This window comes from Rhodomicrobium sp. R_RK_3, from assembly GCF_002198715.1.
Lineage (GTDB): Bacteria > Pseudomonadota > Alphaproteobacteria > Rhizobiales > Rhodomicrobiaceae > R-RK-3.
The window spans coordinates 209,532-226,044 of sequence record NZ_MWLK01000022.1 but is presented as its reverse complement, the minus strand read 5'-3'; the positions used below and the strand labels follow the sequence as shown (position 1 = coordinate 226,044).

At 64.1% G+C, this 16,513-nt stretch carries 12 protein-coding genes; 6 read left to right on the top strand and 6 right to left on the bottom strand.

From position 1 onward, the window contains the following. Positions 1-408 precede the first annotated feature (408 nt). The 3 genes from rpsD to BLEFHOIH_RS13475 form a co-directional block, all read right to left on the bottom strand. Entirely contained in the window at positions 409-1,026 is a 618-nt protein-coding gene (gene rpsD, locus BLEFHOIH_RS13485) for a 30S ribosomal protein S4 (RefSeq protein WP_088346248.1), read from the bottom strand. A gap of 222 nt (positions 1,027-1,248) precedes the next feature. Continuing rightward, positions 1,249-1,854, bottom strand: a complete 606-nt coding sequence (locus tag BLEFHOIH_RS13480; protein WP_088360672.1) for a hypothetical protein — start codon at positions 1,852-1,854, stop codon at positions 1,249-1,251. Positions 1,855-1,958: 104 nt separating this feature from the next. Further along, positions 1,959-2,792: an RNA methyltransferase gene (locus BLEFHOIH_RS13475; RefSeq protein WP_088346286.1), complete on the bottom strand. Its 834-nt coding sequence runs from the start codon at positions 2,790-2,792 to the stop codon at positions 1,959-1,961. 102 nt (positions 2,793-2,894) lie between these two features. On the opposite strand from BLEFHOIH_RS13475, the gene BLEFHOIH_RS13470 reads away from it, so the two are divergent. Both BLEFHOIH_RS13470 and BLEFHOIH_RS13465 read left to right on the top strand, forming a co-directional pair. Next, the gene (locus tag BLEFHOIH_RS13470; RefSeq protein WP_088346244.1) at positions 2,895-4,109 is read left to right on the top strand and encodes an NADP-dependent isocitrate dehydrogenase; all 1,215 of its coding nucleotides are present in this window, start codon (positions 2,895-2,897) and stop codon (positions 4,107-4,109) included. Between the two features lie 75 nt (positions 4,110-4,184). Further along, positions 4,185-5,162: a glycerophosphodiester phosphodiesterase family protein gene (locus tag BLEFHOIH_RS13465; protein ID WP_088346243.1), complete on the top strand. Its 978-nt coding sequence runs from the start codon at positions 4,185-4,187 to the stop codon at positions 5,160-5,162. Positions 5,163-5,428: 266 nt separating this feature from the next. Here BLEFHOIH_RS13465 and alaS read toward each other — a convergent pair whose 3' ends face one another. Continuing rightward, complete coding sequence (alaS, locus tag BLEFHOIH_RS13460) at positions 5,429-8,104, bottom strand: alanine--tRNA ligase (protein WP_088346241.1); 2,676 nt, start codon at positions 8,102-8,104, stop codon at positions 5,429-5,431. Positions 8,105-8,468: 364 nt separating this feature from the next. Between alaS and BLEFHOIH_RS13455 the strand changes: the two genes are divergently transcribed. Both BLEFHOIH_RS13455 and BLEFHOIH_RS13450 read left to right on the top strand, forming a co-directional pair. Continuing rightward, positions 8,469-8,774, top strand: a complete 306-nt coding sequence (locus BLEFHOIH_RS13455) for an Lrp/AsnC ligand binding domain-containing protein (RefSeq protein ID WP_088346239.1) — start codon at positions 8,469-8,471, stop codon at positions 8,772-8,774. Positions 8,775-8,777: 3 nt separating this feature from the next. Next, positions 8,778-9,455, top strand: a complete 678-nt coding sequence (locus BLEFHOIH_RS13450) for a hypothetical protein (RefSeq protein ID WP_088346237.1) — start codon at positions 8,778-8,780, stop codon at positions 9,453-9,455. 47 nt (positions 9,456-9,502) lie between these two features. On the opposite strand, the gene recA is transcribed toward BLEFHOIH_RS13450, so the two are convergent. Beyond that, positions 9,503-10,624, bottom strand: coding sequence for a recombinase RecA (gene recA / locus BLEFHOIH_RS13445; RefSeq protein ID WP_088346284.1), 1,122 nt, complete (start codon positions 10,622-10,624; stop codon positions 9,503-9,505). Between the two features lie 175 nt (positions 10,625-10,799). Next, positions 10,800-13,322: a response regulator gene (locus tag BLEFHOIH_RS13440; protein ID WP_088346235.1), complete on the bottom strand. Its 2,523-nt coding sequence runs from the start codon at positions 13,320-13,322 to the stop codon at positions 10,800-10,802. 273 nt (positions 13,323-13,595) lie between these two features. On the opposite strand from BLEFHOIH_RS13440, the gene BLEFHOIH_RS13435 reads away from it, so the two are divergent. Together BLEFHOIH_RS13435 and BLEFHOIH_RS13430 are read left to right on the top strand one after the other, a co-directional pair. Next, entirely contained in the window at positions 13,596-13,964 is a 369-nt protein-coding gene (locus BLEFHOIH_RS13435; RefSeq protein ID WP_088346233.1) for a hypothetical protein, read from the top strand. A gap of 4 nt (positions 13,965-13,968) precedes the next feature. Then, positions 13,969-16,497, top strand: a complete 2,529-nt coding sequence (locus BLEFHOIH_RS13430; protein ID WP_088346231.1) for a DUF3772 domain-containing protein — start codon at positions 13,969-13,971, stop codon at positions 16,495-16,497. The last annotated feature ends 16 nt before the right edge of the window (positions 16,498-16,513 follow it).

Below are 16,513 nucleotides of genomic sequence, written 5' to 3'. Positions count from 1 at the left end.
CGGCTCGGCCTGACGGCCGTCCGGGACGACGGGGAGAGGACCTTCGATACGCAAAGGTCTCCCATGGGAGAGGGAGTCTGGCTGCGGGGATTAAGCGGATGCCTTGCATTTTCCTCCACCGCCCGGGACCGCGCCTCGGCTGGGGACCTGCCGGCGGCGTACACCCTGGAATTGCCAATTTAAATGACCCCGCTTTAACCTGCTGACCGGGCATCGATTTGGCGCGGCGCCACCATCTGCTCCCAGGAGAAGGTGGCGTTTTGCCCGGACGCCGCCAACCTTGGCCGAATGCCCCTATCCGCCATCCCAAACGCAAAAAGCGCGCGGCCCGAACTCCTTCCGGAGCCGGACCGCGCGCTAAAAAATCGCATCACCGGAGCCGTTGCTGGCCCCGGCGGCGCGTCACCCTTAGCGTGAGTAGAACTCGACCACCAGATTCGGCTCCATGCGCACCGGATAGGGCACGTCGCCGAGCGTGGGCACGCGCACGAAGCTGGCGCGCATCTTGGAGTGGTCGGCCTCGATATAGTCCGGAACATCGCGCTCGGAGCTCTGCACGGCTTCCAGCACCGCCACGATGCCGCGCGACTTCTCCTGGATCTCGATGACGTCGCCAGCGCGGCAGCGGTAGCTCGGGATGTTCACCCGGCGGCCATTGACCTGGATATGGCCATGGCTGATGAACTGGCGCGCCGCGAACGGCGTCTGCACGAATTTGGAGCGGTAGACCACCGCATCCAGACGGCATTCCAGGAGGCCGATCAGGTTCTCGGAGGTGTCGCCGCGCAGCCGCGTGGCTTCCTTATAGATGTTCTTGAACTGGCGCTCGTTGATATTGCCGTAATAGCCCTTCAGCTTCTGCTTGGCGCGAAGCTGCACGCCGAAATCGGACACCTTGCCGCGGCGGCGCTGGCCGTGCTGGCCGGGTCCATATTCGCGCTTGTTGACCGGGCTCTTCGGCCGGCCCCAGATATTCTCGCCGAGACGGCGGTCGATCTTATGCTTGGCGCTGATGCGCTTGGTCATGTTTGTCCTCGAAAGAGATTGGCTTTTGACAAAGTGACCATGCCCTCCTCCTTTTACCCGGCCCTGACGGTAAGACCATCGCGATCCGGCAAACGACAGGCGGCCTCTCTCTTGTGCTGGCCGCCACGGGCATGAGAAAAGGCGGACCAAATGGTCCGCCTGGGTCAGGTGATAGCGGAACCGGCGCGGCGCTGTCAACGCCGCAGCCAAATTCCCGTCATTTTATGATTTCTGCACGGACTTCAGGAAAGCCTCGATATTGGCCTTCACATTGTCCTTTTCCTCGGGGCTGCAAACCTTCTTCTCGCCCTTGTCGGGCTCGGAGATGACGGTCGGCTCCTTCTTGCCATCCTTTTCCAGGAATTTGACGTTGCCCGTCAGCCACATCACCGTGAACAGGTGAAGGCGGTTGATGAACAGCATCTGCTCCTGCGTCCACTTCTTCTTGGCCTGCTCGCCGCGCATCAGAGCCAGATAGTTCTCGGCCTGCAGCTCCGGCATGTCGCACATCTGCGCATGGGCGGAATTGCGGGCGGTCATGATGATGCGGCGGGCATCTTCGAGCGGCACCAGGATCTTCTCCAGGTTGGACCGGTCGATTTTCAGGACCTTGCCGTCCGGCTGCTTGATTTCGCTCGGGATGGTGGTGAGAGCAAAGCCCGTGATCAGCTTCACGGATTTGACGCTCAGCTCATCCTTGGCCCCGTCCTTGGCCGCACCTTCCTTGTCGCCCTTCGGCGCGGCGCTCGTCTGCGCCGTCGCGACGGCGGCGAAGGCAAGGCCGGCGAATAGACACGTCAAAAATCCCAATCGGCTGAAATTGATCATTTGCATCCCCTGCCCTGTAGTCCCTCCGAGGGCCACACGCTGCCATTATGTCGTGGCAATCGCAATACCATAAACGCGGCGTAACTGTGACAACTGTTGCCCTGCTACTCCACCCTGTGGCGCGAACGCCGCACTCCCGTAAGCGCAACAACGATCCCCCGCAAAGTCCTCACCTCCTGATCGGTCAGTGACGCCCGATGGAACATATTGCGGATGTTTCGTACCACGCTTGAACGCTTCTCGTCAGTTTTGAAAAAGCCCGCTTGCGACAATTCTCCTTCGATATGAGCGAAGAAGTCGAGAAGCTCGCCGCGTGTGGCAGGAATGCACTTATTGAGCTGCACCCCTTCCCGCGCTGGACCGTCGAACTCCGTACCGCGCCCGAGCGAAGCGCCAGCGACGGCCTTGCGCCACTCATAACCGACGATCAGCACAGCCTGAGCCAGATTGAGCGATGCGAAGGCCGGATCGACCGGCGCCATCACCAGTGCATCCGCCAATGCAACTTCGTCGTTTTCAAGGCCGGAGCGCTCCCGGCCGAATAAAACGCCGCAAAGTTGCCCTGCTTCCGCCCGGCCCGCGAAGTCGCGCGCGGCCGTTTCGGGCGTGAAGACCGGCTTGACCATCTCACGAATACGCGCGGTTGTCGCCCCGACAAAATGCAGATCAGCAATGGCGGCTTCGACGGTCGGAAACAGCACGGCGCGCTCGATGATGTGGCTCGCGCCCGATGCCGCCGCCAGCGCCTTCTCGCTCGGCCAGCCGTCGCGGGGGGCGACGAGGCGCAATTCGGCCAGGCCGAAATTGGCCATGGCGCGGGCGGCCTGGCCGATATTCTCGCCGAGCTGCGGCTCGACCAGGATGATGGCCGGCGGCCGCAGCCCTGGATTTTCAACGGCTTGGGCGCTTGCCGCGGCCTCTGGGGGCAATTTTTCCATATGGATCACCTTTCGTCGACTTGGCGCACCGGCTGGCCTCCATTATGGTGCGGTGCGGCAGCTGGCAATCGGCGTCACGTTCCCTAACAGGTTGAGGACGATATGAGCAAAATCAAAGTGGCGAACCCCGTCGTGGAACTCGACGGCGACGAAATGACCCGGATCATCTGGCAGCTGATCAAGGACAAGCTCATCCATCCCTATCTGGACGTCAACCTGCTCTATTACGACCTCTCCATCGAGAACCGCGACGCCACCAACGACCAGGTCACCATCGACGCCGCCCATGCCATCAAGGAACATGGCGTCGGCGTCAAATGCGCCACCATCACGCCGGATGAAGCGCGGGTCGAGGAATTCGGCCTGAAAAAAATGTGGAAATCTCCCAATGGCACCATCCGCAACATCCTCGGCGGGGTGATTTTCCGCGAGCCGATCATCTGCACCAACATCCCGCGCCTCGTCCCCGGCTGGACGCAGCCGATCATCATCGGCCGCCACGCCTATGGCGACCAGTACCGCGCCACCGACTTCAAAGTGCCGGGCAAGGGCCGCATGACCATCCGCTGGGTGTCCGAGGACGGCAGCGACAGCATCGAGCACGAGGTGTTCGAATTCCCCGGCTCGGGCGTGGCGCTCGCCATGTACAATCTCGACGATTCCATCCGCGACTTCGCGCGAGCCAGCATGAATTTCGCGCTGCAGCGCGGCTATCCGCTTTACCTCTCGACCAAGAACACCATCCTGAAGACCTATGACGGGCGCTTCAAGGACATCTTCCAGGAGGTGTTCGACGCCGAGTTCAAGGACCAGTTCGCCGCCAAGAAGATCGTCTACGAACACCGGCTGATCGACGACATGGTCGCCTCGGCGCTGAAATGGTCGGGCGGCTTCGTATGGGCCTGCAAGAACTACGACGGCGACGTGCAGTCCGACACCGTCGCGCAAGGCTACGGCTCGCTCGGCCTGATGACCAGCGTGCTGCTCACCCCCGACGGCCAGACGGTCGAGGCCGAGGCGGCGCACGGCACCGTCACCCGCCATTACCGCGAGCACCAGAAGGGCCGCGAGACCTCGACCAACTCCACCGCCTCGATCTTTGCCTGGTCGCGCGGCCTTGCCCATCGCGCCAAGCTCGACAATAACGCCGAGCTGGCCAAATTCGCCCATACGCTGGAGGAGGTGACGGTCGCCACCATCGAAGCCGGCTTCATGACCAAGGACCTGGCGCTGCTGGTCGGCGACAAGCAGGCCTGGCTGTCGACGGAAGGCTTCATCGCCAAGATCGACGAGAATTTGCAAAAAGCCATGCAATAGCCACGCTCGCATCGAAAAAGCCGGGCCCTGCTCCGCGCACGGGCGGGGCTCGCTTCTTCGACGGGATGGGTTGGCATGGGAAGAAAGCTGCTGGGCGGCTTAGGGATTGTCGCTGTTTTCGCCTTCGGGGTCTGGTTCAACAACACAGACATTCTGGCCACCGCGTCCGGCGACCGGATTTCGATGCTCGCCCATCGCGGCGTGCACCAGACCTATCACCGCGAGAACCTGACCAGCGAGACCTGCACCGCGGAGCGCATCTATCCGCCGACGCATGACTTCCTGGAAAACACGCTCGCCTCGATGGAGGCCGCCTTCCGCGCCGGCGCCGACGTGGTCGAGTTCGACATTCACCCGACCACCGACGGCCATTTCGCCGTGCTGCACGACTGGACGCTCGACTGCCGCACCGACGGCAAGGGCGTGACGCGCGAGCACACGCTGGCCGAGCTGAAGGCGCTCGACATCGGCTATGGCTACACCGCCGATGGCGGCAAGACCTATCCGTTCCGCGGCAAGGGCGTCGGTCTGATGCCGACGCTGGACGAGGTGCTGGAGCGCTTTCCGGACAAGCTGCTGCTGATCAACATCAAGAGCAACGATCCGGCCGAGGGCGAGCTGCTGGCCGACCGGCTGGCGCAATTGCCGCCGGAGCGCCGCGCGCTGCTGATGGCCTATGGCGGCGAGCGGCCGATCGAGACGCTGAAGGCGCGGCTCCCCGATCTGGTGACCATGTCGAAGGCGAGCCTCAAGCGCTGCCTGCCGCGCTATTTCGGCGTCGGCTGGACTGGAAGCGTGCCGGAGGCGTGCCGGAATACGCTGCTGCTGCTGCCGGTCAATATCGCCCCCTGGGTCTGGGGCTATCCGAACCGCCTCAGCGCGCGGATGCAGGCGGCGGGCACGCGGGTCTTCGTGACCGGCCCCTATGGCGGCGGCGATGAATCGGCCTCGGGCGTCGACGACGCCGAAACGCTCGCCAAGCTGCCCCGCCCCTTCACCGCCGGTATCTGGACCAACCGCATCGAGACCATCGGACCGCTGGTGAAGCAGTGACTGGCGGTGGCCCACTCCGGGCTCGGGGCGCCCCCTCGCAATTGTCATCCCCGGAAAGAGGGGATCAGTAAAGGGACAACTCTGGCGTTGGGCTTCCCGCATTCCCGGCAATGGCAGGAACCGCGCGGACAAACTGCGGCGGCAGCCCGAAAGGATCGGACATCCGCCTTGGCAAGTGGCGCAGCGAGTGGGCCCCGGCTCTTACGGCCGGGGCGACGCGTGTGAGACGCAAGCCAGCGGGAGCGCCCGCAGCGGCAGGGGCCGGGCTAAACCAGCCCCGCCACATGCTTCTCGATCGCGGCGAGCGCGGCATCCGCCCGGCTGCCGTCGGGGCCGCCGGCCTGGGCCATGTCGGGCCGTCCACCGCCGCCCGCGCCGCCGAGCGCCTCAGCCCCGGCGCGCACCAGGTCGACGGCGCTGTAATTGGCGGTCAGGTCGTCGGTGACGCCGACGACGATGCCGGCCTTGCCCTCGTCGGTGACGCCGATGATGGCGACGATGCCGGAGCCGAGCTGGCGCTTGCCGTCATCGACGAGGCCGCGCAGATCCTTCGGCGCGATGCCGCGCACCGTGCGCGCCATCAGCTTGACCGCGCCGACCTCGCGCACGCCGTCATCCTTGCCGTTGGCGGGGCCGTGGCCGCCGCCGAGCGCGATCGCCTTCCTGGCCTCGGTCAACTCGCGCTCGAGCCGGCGCTTGTCGTCCATCAGCGCGGTGAGGCGGGCGGGCAATTCGTCCGGCTTGACCTTCAGCGTCCCGGCCGCGGCGCGCACCAGCGCGTCCTGCTCGCTGAGATATTTGCGGGCCGCCTCCCCGGTCAGCGCCTCGATACGGCGGACGCCGGCCGCGACCGCGCTTTCGCCGACGATCTTGATGAGGCCGATATCGCCGGTGCGGAACACATGGGTGCCGCCGCAAAGCTCGACCGACCACGCCTTGGCCGCCTCGCCATTCGCCGGTTTGCCCATCGACACGACGCGGACCTCATCGCCATATTTCTCGCCGAACAGCGCCATGGCGCCATGCGCGATGGCGTCGTCGACCGCCATCAGCCGCGTGGTGACGGCCTCGTTCTGCAAAATCATCGCATTGGCGAGATCCTCGACCCGCTCGATCTCCTCCGCCGTCATCGGCTTCTGGTGCGAGAAGTCGAAGCGCAGCCGGCCCGGCTCGACCAGCGAGCCCTTTTGCGCCACATGCGTGCCGAGCACCTGACGCAGTGCCTCATGCAGCAGATGCGTCGCCGAGTGGTTGGCGCGGATGGCGGTGCGGCGGCTGTGATCGACGTCGAGTTCGACCGCATCGCCGAGCTTGATCGGGCCTTTCTCCAGCGTGCCGGAATGCACGAAGAGGTCGCCGAGCTTTTTTTCGGTGCTGGTGACGGTGAACACGGCGCCCTTGGGCCCGCGAATGACGCCCTGGTCGCCGACTTGACCGCCCGACATGCCGTAGAACGGCGTCTGGTTGGTGACGATGGCGCCCTCTTCGCCCTTCTTGAGCTGCTTGACCTCCTTGCCGCCCTTGACGATGGCGAGGATTTCACCCTCGGCCTTTTCGGTGGCATAGCCGAGGAATTCGGTCGCGCCGACCCGGTCGCGCAATTCGAACCAGACGCGCTCGGTCGCCGCTTCGCCCGAGCCGGACCAGGCCGCGCGGGCCTCGGCGCGCTGGCGCTCCATGGCGATCTCGAAGCCGGAGCGGTCGACCTCGATATTGCGCTGCTTCAGCGCGTCGGCGGTGAGGTCGACCGGGAAGCCGTAAGTGTCATAGAGCTTGAACGCCACGTCGCCGGACAAGGTCGCGCCGGCGGAGAGGTTCGCGGTCTCCTCGTCGAGCAGCGCCAGGCCCCGCTCCAGCGTCTTGCGGAAGCGGGTTTCCTCGAGCAGCAAGGTCTCGGTGATGAGCGCCTCGGCGCGGATGAGTTCGGGATAGGCCTGGCCCATCTCGCGGGTGAGCGTCGGCACGAGGCGCCACATCAGCGGCTCCCTCGCCCCCAGCAACTGGGCGTGGCGCATGGCCCGGCGCATGATCCGGCGCAGCACATAGCCGCGGCCTTCATTGGAGGGCAGCACGCCGTCGGCGATCAGGAAGCTCGAGGCGCGCAGATGGTCGGCGATGACGCGGTGGCTGACGCGGTGCGGACCGTCGGCCGCGACGCCGCTCGCATCCGCCGACGCCTTGATCAGCGCCTTGAACAGGTCGATGTCGTAATTGTCGTGCACGCCCTGCAACACCGCCGCCAGCCGCTCCAGCCCGAGGCCGGTGTCGATCGAGGGATGCGGCAGCGTGATGCGCTCGTCGGGCGTCACCTGCTCATATTGCATGAAGACGAGGTTCCAGATCTCGACGAAGCGGTCGCCATCGGCATCGGCACTGCCGGGCGGGCCGCCGAAAACCTTGTCGCCATGATCGTAGAAGATCTCCGAGCAGGGGCCGCAGGGCCCGGTGTCGCCCATCGCCCAGAAATTATCCGCGGTGGCGATGCGGATGATGCGGGATTCCGGCAGGCCGGAGATCTTGCGCCAGAGCTTGAAGGCCTCGTCGTCATCGGCATAGACCGTGGCGGTGAGGCGGTTCTTGTCGAGGCCGAATTCCTTGGTGATCAGCGTCCAGGCAAGTTCGATGGCGACGTCCTTGAAGTAGTCGCCGAAGGAGAAGTTGCCGAGCATCTCGAAGAAGGTGTGGTGGCGCGCCGTGTAGCCGACATTGTCGAGGTCATTATGCTTGCCGCCCGCGCGCACGCATTTCTGCGCCGTCACCGCCCGCTTATAGGGGAGCGATTCCATGCCGGTGAAGGCATTCTTGAACTGCACCATGCCGGCATTGGTGAACATCAAGGTCGGGTCGTTGCGCGGCACCAGCGGAATCGAGGGCACGTGCTTATGACCATTCGCCTCGAAATAACGGATGAATGCACTTCGGATGTCGTTGACGCTGCTCATTGCCCATCGTTTCTAGGTAAGCGGCCATAGTTGGGAACAACGTCCGTCAAATCCGACAAACGCATGCCTTGACCTTTGATACCAGGGATCGTCCGATATTTAGGCGCGGGATCGCGACCGAGCAAGTGACCATTTGCCCCGTGAACAGCCGAACTAGCAAGTTCCCATTGCAACCGCAAGTCCCGCCCGCATCGCGCGCGCTCCGTGCGGTGCCGATGCGAACATTCTGGCCACGAAATCGGCCGGTTTTTTCCCGGTCCGGCGGTGCGGCGCGGGGTGATTGTGAGGGCATCATAGATTTTGACAATGGGAAAAAGATCGATAAAATTTTAATTAATAATTAAGTCGCTAGAAGGGAGTTGCGATGAGTCAAACAACTATTGAAGCGGTTGTATTGATCAATGTGTTGAAAGATATTCCCGGCGTCATGAAGAAGATTAAGAACGATCCGCGCGCCAGCCGGTATATTGAAGATATGAGCCTCGTCTTCGGCGGCGCCGACATCATCGCCAATGTCAGAATCCAGTCCATCGCGCAATTGCACGACCTCGTCATCGATTACATCCAGGGCCTCGATGAGGTGTCGCAGACGCAGACATTCATCATCGATCCGAAAGCGAAAATCGGCATCAACAAGAAAATCGATCACGGAACCGAAGAAAAGATTTGATAAATGCCGATCAAAGTCATTACGGACGCCTTGAACGATCCGTTGGCAATGTTTTTTCTCGTCCTCATTTCATTTTGCGGAGGCATCGCCGGCACAGCTCTGACCATGTATGGGCGGTTTCGGCTCTCGAAGCGCCAGGGCGTGGTGGAGACGAATGTCAGAGCATACAAAAAATTCGGCAATGATTATTTGGAAATCTACAAAATAGCGCGCGAAGTCGAACTTTCATTAATCGGATTTTATTACATATCCCAGAAAGAATCGGCGTCCGGGAAAGAATTCGCCGTCCTTGCCTACGAGTTGCTGCGCAGAAATGCCCTCCAATTCATAGAGAAACTGGATTGGCGGCGCTATGAGTCGGTGATCTATTTGCCGACCGATGTCGAACTGCGCTGCGTCAGGATAAGGTCGCAGCTCTTCGAGGGTCTCGGCCAGACCACCTTCCGGGACAATGTCAAAGCCCGGCAATTCCAGGACAACCGGCTGAGACACGGCAAGGAAGTCGACCTGTGGGCTCTCGAAAGATTATCGAAAAAAGGCAAGCCCTGGCAAAAGGTCCATGTCTTCAAGACACGTGAATTGATCAACACCTCGCCCTTCATGGACGAAAAGGTCGTAAAGTTGCTGCAGAAAGACTTAGATTTTGTTTTGAAATATCTGAAGGTCGTGTTCACTCAATAAAGCGACGGTGGCAAAGCCGCATGGAGCCCGCGGCTTTGCCCAATACGTCATTTTTGGCCTTTGCCGGCGATCGGGTCGGCATTGCCGTCCCCGGCCTCGGGATCGAATTCATCGTCTTCTTCGACTTCGCCGAGGATGCGCTCGGCGATCAGCCCGGCATTGCCGCGGATGGCCGCCTCGATCTTCTGCGCGACCTCCGGGTTCTGCTTCAGGAACAGCTTAGCGTTCTCGCGGCCCTGGCCGACGCGCTGGCCTTCATAGGAGAACCAGGAGCCGGATTTCTCGACCACGCCGGCCCGCACGCCAAGATCGACGATCTCGCCTTCCTTGGAGATGCCCTCGCCATACATGATGTCGAACTCGATCTGCTTGAAGGGCGGCGCGATCTTGTTCTTGACGACCTTCACCCGCGTCTGGTTGCCGACGACGTCCTCGCGTTCCTTGATCTGGCCGATGCGGCGGATGTCGAGGCGGACGGAGGCGTAGAATTTCAGCGCATTGCCGCCGGTCGTCGTTTCGGGATTGCCGAACATGACGCCGATCTTCATGCGGATCTGGTTGATGAAAATGACGATGGTGCGGGATTTGGAGATCGAGCCGGTGAGCTTGCGCAGCGCCTGGCTCATCAGCCGCGCTTGCAGGCCGGGCAGCACGTCGCCCATCTCGCCTTCGATTTCGGCCTTGGGCGTCAGCGCCGCGACCGAGTCGACCACGATGACGTCGAGCGCGCCGGAGCGGATCAGCGTGTCGGTGATCTCGAGCGCCTGCTCGCCATTGTCGGGCTGCGAGAACACCAGCTCGTCCAGCTTCACGCCGAGCTTGCGGGCATAGATGGTGTCGAGCGCGTGCTCGGCGTCGATGAAGCCGCAGACGCCGCCCTTTTTCTGGGCCTGGGCGATCACATGCAGCGCCAGCGTGGTCTTGCCGGAGGATTCCGGGCCGAAAATCTCGATGACGCGGCCGCGCGGCAGGCCGCCGATGCCGAGCGCGATGTCGAGCCCCAGCGAGCCTGTCGAGATCGCCTCGATCTCGGCCGGCACTTCATTCTTGCCGAGGCGCATCACCGAGCCCTTGCCGAAACTCTTTTCGATCTGGCCCAGCGCAGCCTCGAGCGCCTTATGCTTATCCATGTCAGCCACCTCTACGACGCGCAGACTCGACTTCGTCATTTTTTTCATGGCTCCGTTATTTCATATCGCCGGACGCATTGCAATCTTCCCCGAGTGTACACACTTTGTTCCTTCCCGCAAGGCGCGAGCAGGAGATAAAGACCGAAATTTATACTTACTCGGCCCCGGTCGATTACTAGCTCCGCATTTCTACGACTTGACGCAACGGATACAGCTAATCGGATTCAAGCGTCTCCTTCACGGCCGCCGCCAGCTTCTTCAGGGAGAAGGGTTTTGGCAGAAAGGTGAAGCGCTCGTCCTCGTTCAGATTGTTGCGGAAGGCTTCTTCCGCATAGCCGGAGATGAAGATGATCTTGATCGCCGGATTGGCTTTGCGCAGATGTTTGAGCAGGGTCGGCCCGTCCATCTCCGGCATGACGACGTCGGACACCACCAGATCGATGCTGCCGCCATGCTCGTTCATGACGTCGAGCGCCTGCACGCCGCTCGCCGCCTCGAACACGCGGTAGCCCCTGGTGGACAGCGCGCGGGCGGCAAAGCTTCGCACCGCGTCCTCGTCCTCGACCAGCAGCACGGTCGCCGAGCCGGTCAGGTCGCGGGCGGCCTCGCGCTTGGCGGGCTTCTCGGCCACCGCTTCCGGCGCGATGACGTCCTCGCAGCGCGGCAGGTAGATGCGGAAGATGGTGCCGCTGCCGACCTCGCTCTCGGCGGATATATAGCCGCCGGTCTGTTTGACAATGCCGTAGACCGTGGAAAGCCCGAGCCCCGTCCCCTTGCCGACCTCCTTGGTCGAGAAGAACGGCTCGAAAATCTTGTCCATCACCTCGGGCGGGATGCCGGTGCCGGTGTCGCTGACCTCGCAGAGCACATATTCGCCCGGCTCCATGCCGGCAACGCCGAGCTTGGCCGATTCGCGCTCGGAGATGTTGGCGGTGCGGATGGTCAGCTCGCCGCCGGCGGTCATGGCGTCGCGGGCGTTGACGGCGAGGTTGATGATGACCTGCTGGAACTGGGTCGGATCGACCTTGATGAGCCAGAGATCGCGGCCATGCACCACCTTCGCGGCGACCTTCTCGCCCAGAAGCTGGCCGAGCAGGACCATCAGGTCCTCCATCGCGTCGGTCAGCGACATCACTTGCGGGCGCAAGGTCTGCTTGCGCGAGAAGGCCAGCAGGTGGCGGACGAGGCCCGCCGCGCGGTTGGCGTTGTTCTTGATGTTCATAAGATCGGCGAAGGAGGGGTCGGACGGCCGGTGATTGGCCAGCAGCAGGTCCGAGAAGCCGATGATGGCGGTCAGGACGTTGTTGAAATCATGCGCGATGCCGCCCGCGAGCTGGCCGATGGCCTGCATTTTCTGGCTTTGGGCGATCTGCTCCTCCAGCATGCGCTGTTCCGAGGTGTCGATGCCGAAGACCAGCGCGGCGCCGTCGCTGCCGGCGGTGCGGGAGATCGGGCTGAAGAACAGCCGGCCGGTGCGCTTGCTCTCGATCGCGGAAATATCGACCGGCGGGATCGACACCTTGCGGGCCGCGGCCTTGTCGAGCGCCTGCTGCAGGCGTTCGCCGGCCGCCGGGTCTGCGAGGCTGAACAGGCTCGAATTCTCAAGACTCTTGGCGGCGCCGAAAAACCGCGCGAAGGCGGCATTGGCGCTGGTGATGGTGCCGTCCTTGGCGATGGCGGCGATGGGGACGGGGGCGGGCCTCAGCAGCGAGAGCAGCCTTTGCGTGTCATTGTGCAGCGCGGCGTGATCGGCATCGGCCTGACGCTCCAGCACCGCGCCGAAGATCTCGGTCTCCTCCTCGTCATTCTCCAACTTATGCCGGGTCAGCCGCACCGAGACCGGCATGGCGGTGCCGTCGCGCTTGACGATGTCGAAGGAGGCATCCAGCGGCTCGTCACCGGTGGGGCCGGGGCTGAGCATGGCGGCGGCCTGGTCGTGGAAGATCGAGGCGAGGTCCAGCCGCGCGCCGGTTTCGGGGTCGCCGAGATCGATCCAGCTCCGGAGCGTGGCATTGGCAAAGGAGACGCCGCCATCGGGACCGGCGAGGAAAATGCCGACCGGCGCCTCGTCGAGCAGCTTGCGGAAGCGGCGCAGATGATCGGCGACCAGGCCGTCCTGCTGGCGGCGAGCGCTGACATCGGCGATTTCCCACAGCGAAAGCGGCTCGCTGGAGCCGAGCTCCTTGGGCGGCGCGACCTGCCGCACCGAGGCTCGCAGCCACCGCCCGGCGCCGAGCGAGCCGAGCGCCTGGAATTCCTCATGCGCCGGTTCCCCCCGGCGGGCGGCGCGGATCAGCCGGAACAGCGGCTCTGAGCCGCCGAAATGCCGGACGAGCGCGGATTCGACGCTGAACGGCGCCTGATCCGTCGCGCCGGTGAGCTGGCGATAGGCCGAATTGGCGTAAAGCGTCGAGCCGTCCTTATTCGTTACCGCGACGCCCTGGCTGGCATATTCCGCATAGATCCGCGACAGGTCCGGCGCGGTCCCTTGCGCCTTCAGGCCGAAATGCAGGAAACCCGCCGCCGCCGAGAACAGCGCCGCGACGCCGACCGCCGCCAGCAGCGCGAAGACGCCCATTACTAGGGCGGCGGCCTGGTCGCGCAGGGCGATCGCCAGCACCACGGCGCCCAGCATCGCGGCGACAAAGCCGACCAGACGGCGGATCGGGGTCCGGTCCTGCGGATCGCGGCTGAGAAATTGCGCGGTGCTTTGCGGGTTGCTTCGGCCCTGAATCATGGCGGCACTCTATCCGATTCTTCGTGTTTGCTATCCGTTCTCCCGGCGAAATGAACAGGCGCCGGCGGTGGCCGATCCGCCTCTTTGCAAAAATTAGACAATCCGCGCGGCTATGGATCGAACTTAGCAGTTAAAAATACACCCAAGAGAGGCTATACCGGCAAAAGCAGGGTGGGCACCCAAAAATTGGGGCGGGGTCCGCCAAGGGGAGCGCGAGGCGACCTCACGCCGGCCGTCCGGCGGAGCGGCGAGCGTGTTGGGAAAGGCGATCGCATGTTCGACAGCGTCACCATCATCATTATCTTTGCGCTTTTCGTGGCGCTGGGCGGACTTGCCTTCTGGATCTCGCAGCAGGGGGCGGGCTTCGGCGAGATCAAATTCTTCCAGCCCAAGATCCGGCGGCTCGGCGTGATCGAGACTTCGGCGGTCGACGGCCGCCGGCGGCTGATGCTGATCCGGCGCGACAATGTCGAGCACCTCATCATGATCGGCGGCCCGGTCGATATGGTGATCGAGACCGGCATCCCGGTGACGGTGCGCGTGCCGAACGGCCTCAGCACCGACGGCATGGCCAGCCATCGCCCGTTCGGCCCGCCGGCCGACGAGGCTCCCATCATCATGCAGCGCGAACAGCCGAATTGACGCCATGACCGGCGCCCGCGCGGTGCGGCGTTACGCGTCCATCCTCGCCGCGCTTGCCGGACTGCTGGTTGCATCGCCCGCCATCGCGCAACCGGCGGCGCAGCCCGGCGGGCAAGCCGGCATCGCGGCCCCGACGCAGCCGCCAACCAGCATTTCCGAACCGATCGCGCTCTGGGACGCGGCGCTGACCGCCATTTCGGCGCGGCTCAGCGGCCCCACCATCGAGCAAACCGCGCTCGACGACATCCGCCAGGAGCTGACCGCGCTGCGCGGGCGTATCGACGCCTATGTCGCCGAACATGCCCCGCAAGTCCCGCTCATCGAGGCACGGCTGGCCAGTCTCGGTGCCGCGCCCGCCGGGGCCGAGCCGCCCGAGCCGCAGGCCGTCGCCGAGCAACGCGCGGAATTGCGGCGCACGCTCGGCGATCTGACCGGCGCGCTGAAGGCGGCCAGGGAAGCGCTGCTGCGTGCCGAAACGCTCGCGGATCGCGCCCGCGACATCCGGCGCGACCTGTTCGGGCACCGCGTTCTGGAGCGCGGCCGCAGCCCGCTCTCGCCGACGCTCTGGCGCGAGATCGCCGCCGACGCGCCGGCCGCGCTCGCACGCGTCCGGCAGATGGTCACGGTCTGGTGGCAGGTCCTGCCCGACCGCGCGCTGTTCGTGACGCTGATTGCCGCCGCCTTCACGCTGTGGGCCGTGCTCAGCCTTGCCGCCTGGCGCGGCGTCCAGCGCTACCGCGACTGGAGCGAGCCCGAGACCGCGCCCTCCGCATGGCGGCGCGCGGCGTCGGCGGGACGGGTCACGCTGCTGCGCTCACTGCCGACGGCGATCGCCTGCACCTTTCTTTATATATGCCTCGATGAGACCGGCCTGCTCGCCGGCACCGGCAAGCAGCTCGTCGAAGCCGCCATCGCCGGCATCGTCATCATCGTCAGCGTGCAGGCGGTGACCAAGACCACGCTGGCCATCAGCCGCCCGCGATGGCGGCTGCTGAAACTCTCCGACGCCCCGGCGCGCAAGCTGTATTTCCGGGTGATGGTGCTCGCGGCAGCCTTCGGCCTCGATTTCTTCATCAGCACGCTGGCCCAGACGGCGGGCATGCCGTTCTCGGTCAGTGTCGGGCAGAGCTTCATTTCCTCGATGCTGTTCGCCGGGCTGATCGTCTCGATCCTGCTCATCAAGGAGCCGGCCGCCGAGCCCGGCAGCCCGCCGCGCCCGATCGGACCGGCCATCGTCCGGCTGGTGCTGTGGCTGGTGGCGCTCGCCATCCTCGGCGCGGCGCTGATCGGCTATGTCTCGCTCGCCCGCTTCATCGCCGGACAGCTCGTCGTCACCAGCACCGTCGTCATCATCGCCTATCTGCTGATCGTCTGGGTGAGCGCCCTCAGCGAGAGCATCGCCGACGACGCAACCGTTCCCGGCGCCTGGATGAAGGCCAATCTCGGCCTCGACGAGAAGCGCCGCGAGCGCATCGCTCTGCCCCCGACCTTGATCCTGAAGGCCGCCATCATCATCGCCGCCGCGCCGTTCATCCTCCTGCTCTGGGGTTTTGACTGGCACGATATCGGCGCCTGGTTGCGGCAGGCTCTGTTCGGCTTCGACATCGGCGGCATGCGCGTCTCGATCGCCGCGATCCTTGCCGCGCTGACGCTGTTCTTCCTCGGCTATGTCGCCGCCAAGATCTTTCAGGCCTGGCTCGACGCCAATGTGCTGGAGCACGCCGGCATCGATCATGCCTTGCGCCATTCGATCCGCACCGGCGTCGGCTATCTCGGCGTCGCGCTCGCCGCGATCTTCGCCATCTCCTATGCCGGGCTGGATTTCTCCAATCTCGCCATCGTGGCGGGCGCCTTGTCGGTCGGCGTCGGCTTCGGCCTGCAGAGCGTGATCAACAATTTCGTCTCCGGCCTGATCCTGCTCGCCGAGCGCCCGATCAAGGTCGGCGACTGGATCATCGTCGGTGGCCATGAAGGCATCGTGCGCCGCATCAGCGTCCGCTCGACCGAGATCGAGACCTTCGACCGCGCCAATGTCATCGTGCCGAATTCGATGCTGATTTCGGACATGGTGAAGAACTGGACGCTGCATAACGACACCGGGCGGATGCCGGTCGCCGTCAGCGTGCATTTCGACAGCGACCCGGAAGAGGTGCGCGATATTCTTTTGGAGATGGCGGACGCTCATCCGCAGGTGCTGTCCAACCCGGCGCCCTTCGTGTTCTTCGAGAGTTTCGGCACCAGTTCGCTGGACTTCGTACTCTATGTCTACCTCGCCAATATCAACCGCTCCTTCTCGGTGCGCACCGATCTGCGCATCGCCATCCTGAAGGCGTTCCGGGCGAAGGGCGTCACCATCCCCTACCCGCAGGCGGATATTCATCTTCGCGATCTAGATTGGGTGAAAGCGGCGCTCAAGGAGCGGATGGCGCCGCCTCCGGCCGGGCCTGCCAAGCCAATGAGCGTCCGGGATTATCCCTCCGAGAGTCAGGCCCCGGGCGAGGGCGACGGCGATGGGAACGGCAGCGCGCATTGACCGCGCCCCACCGGGA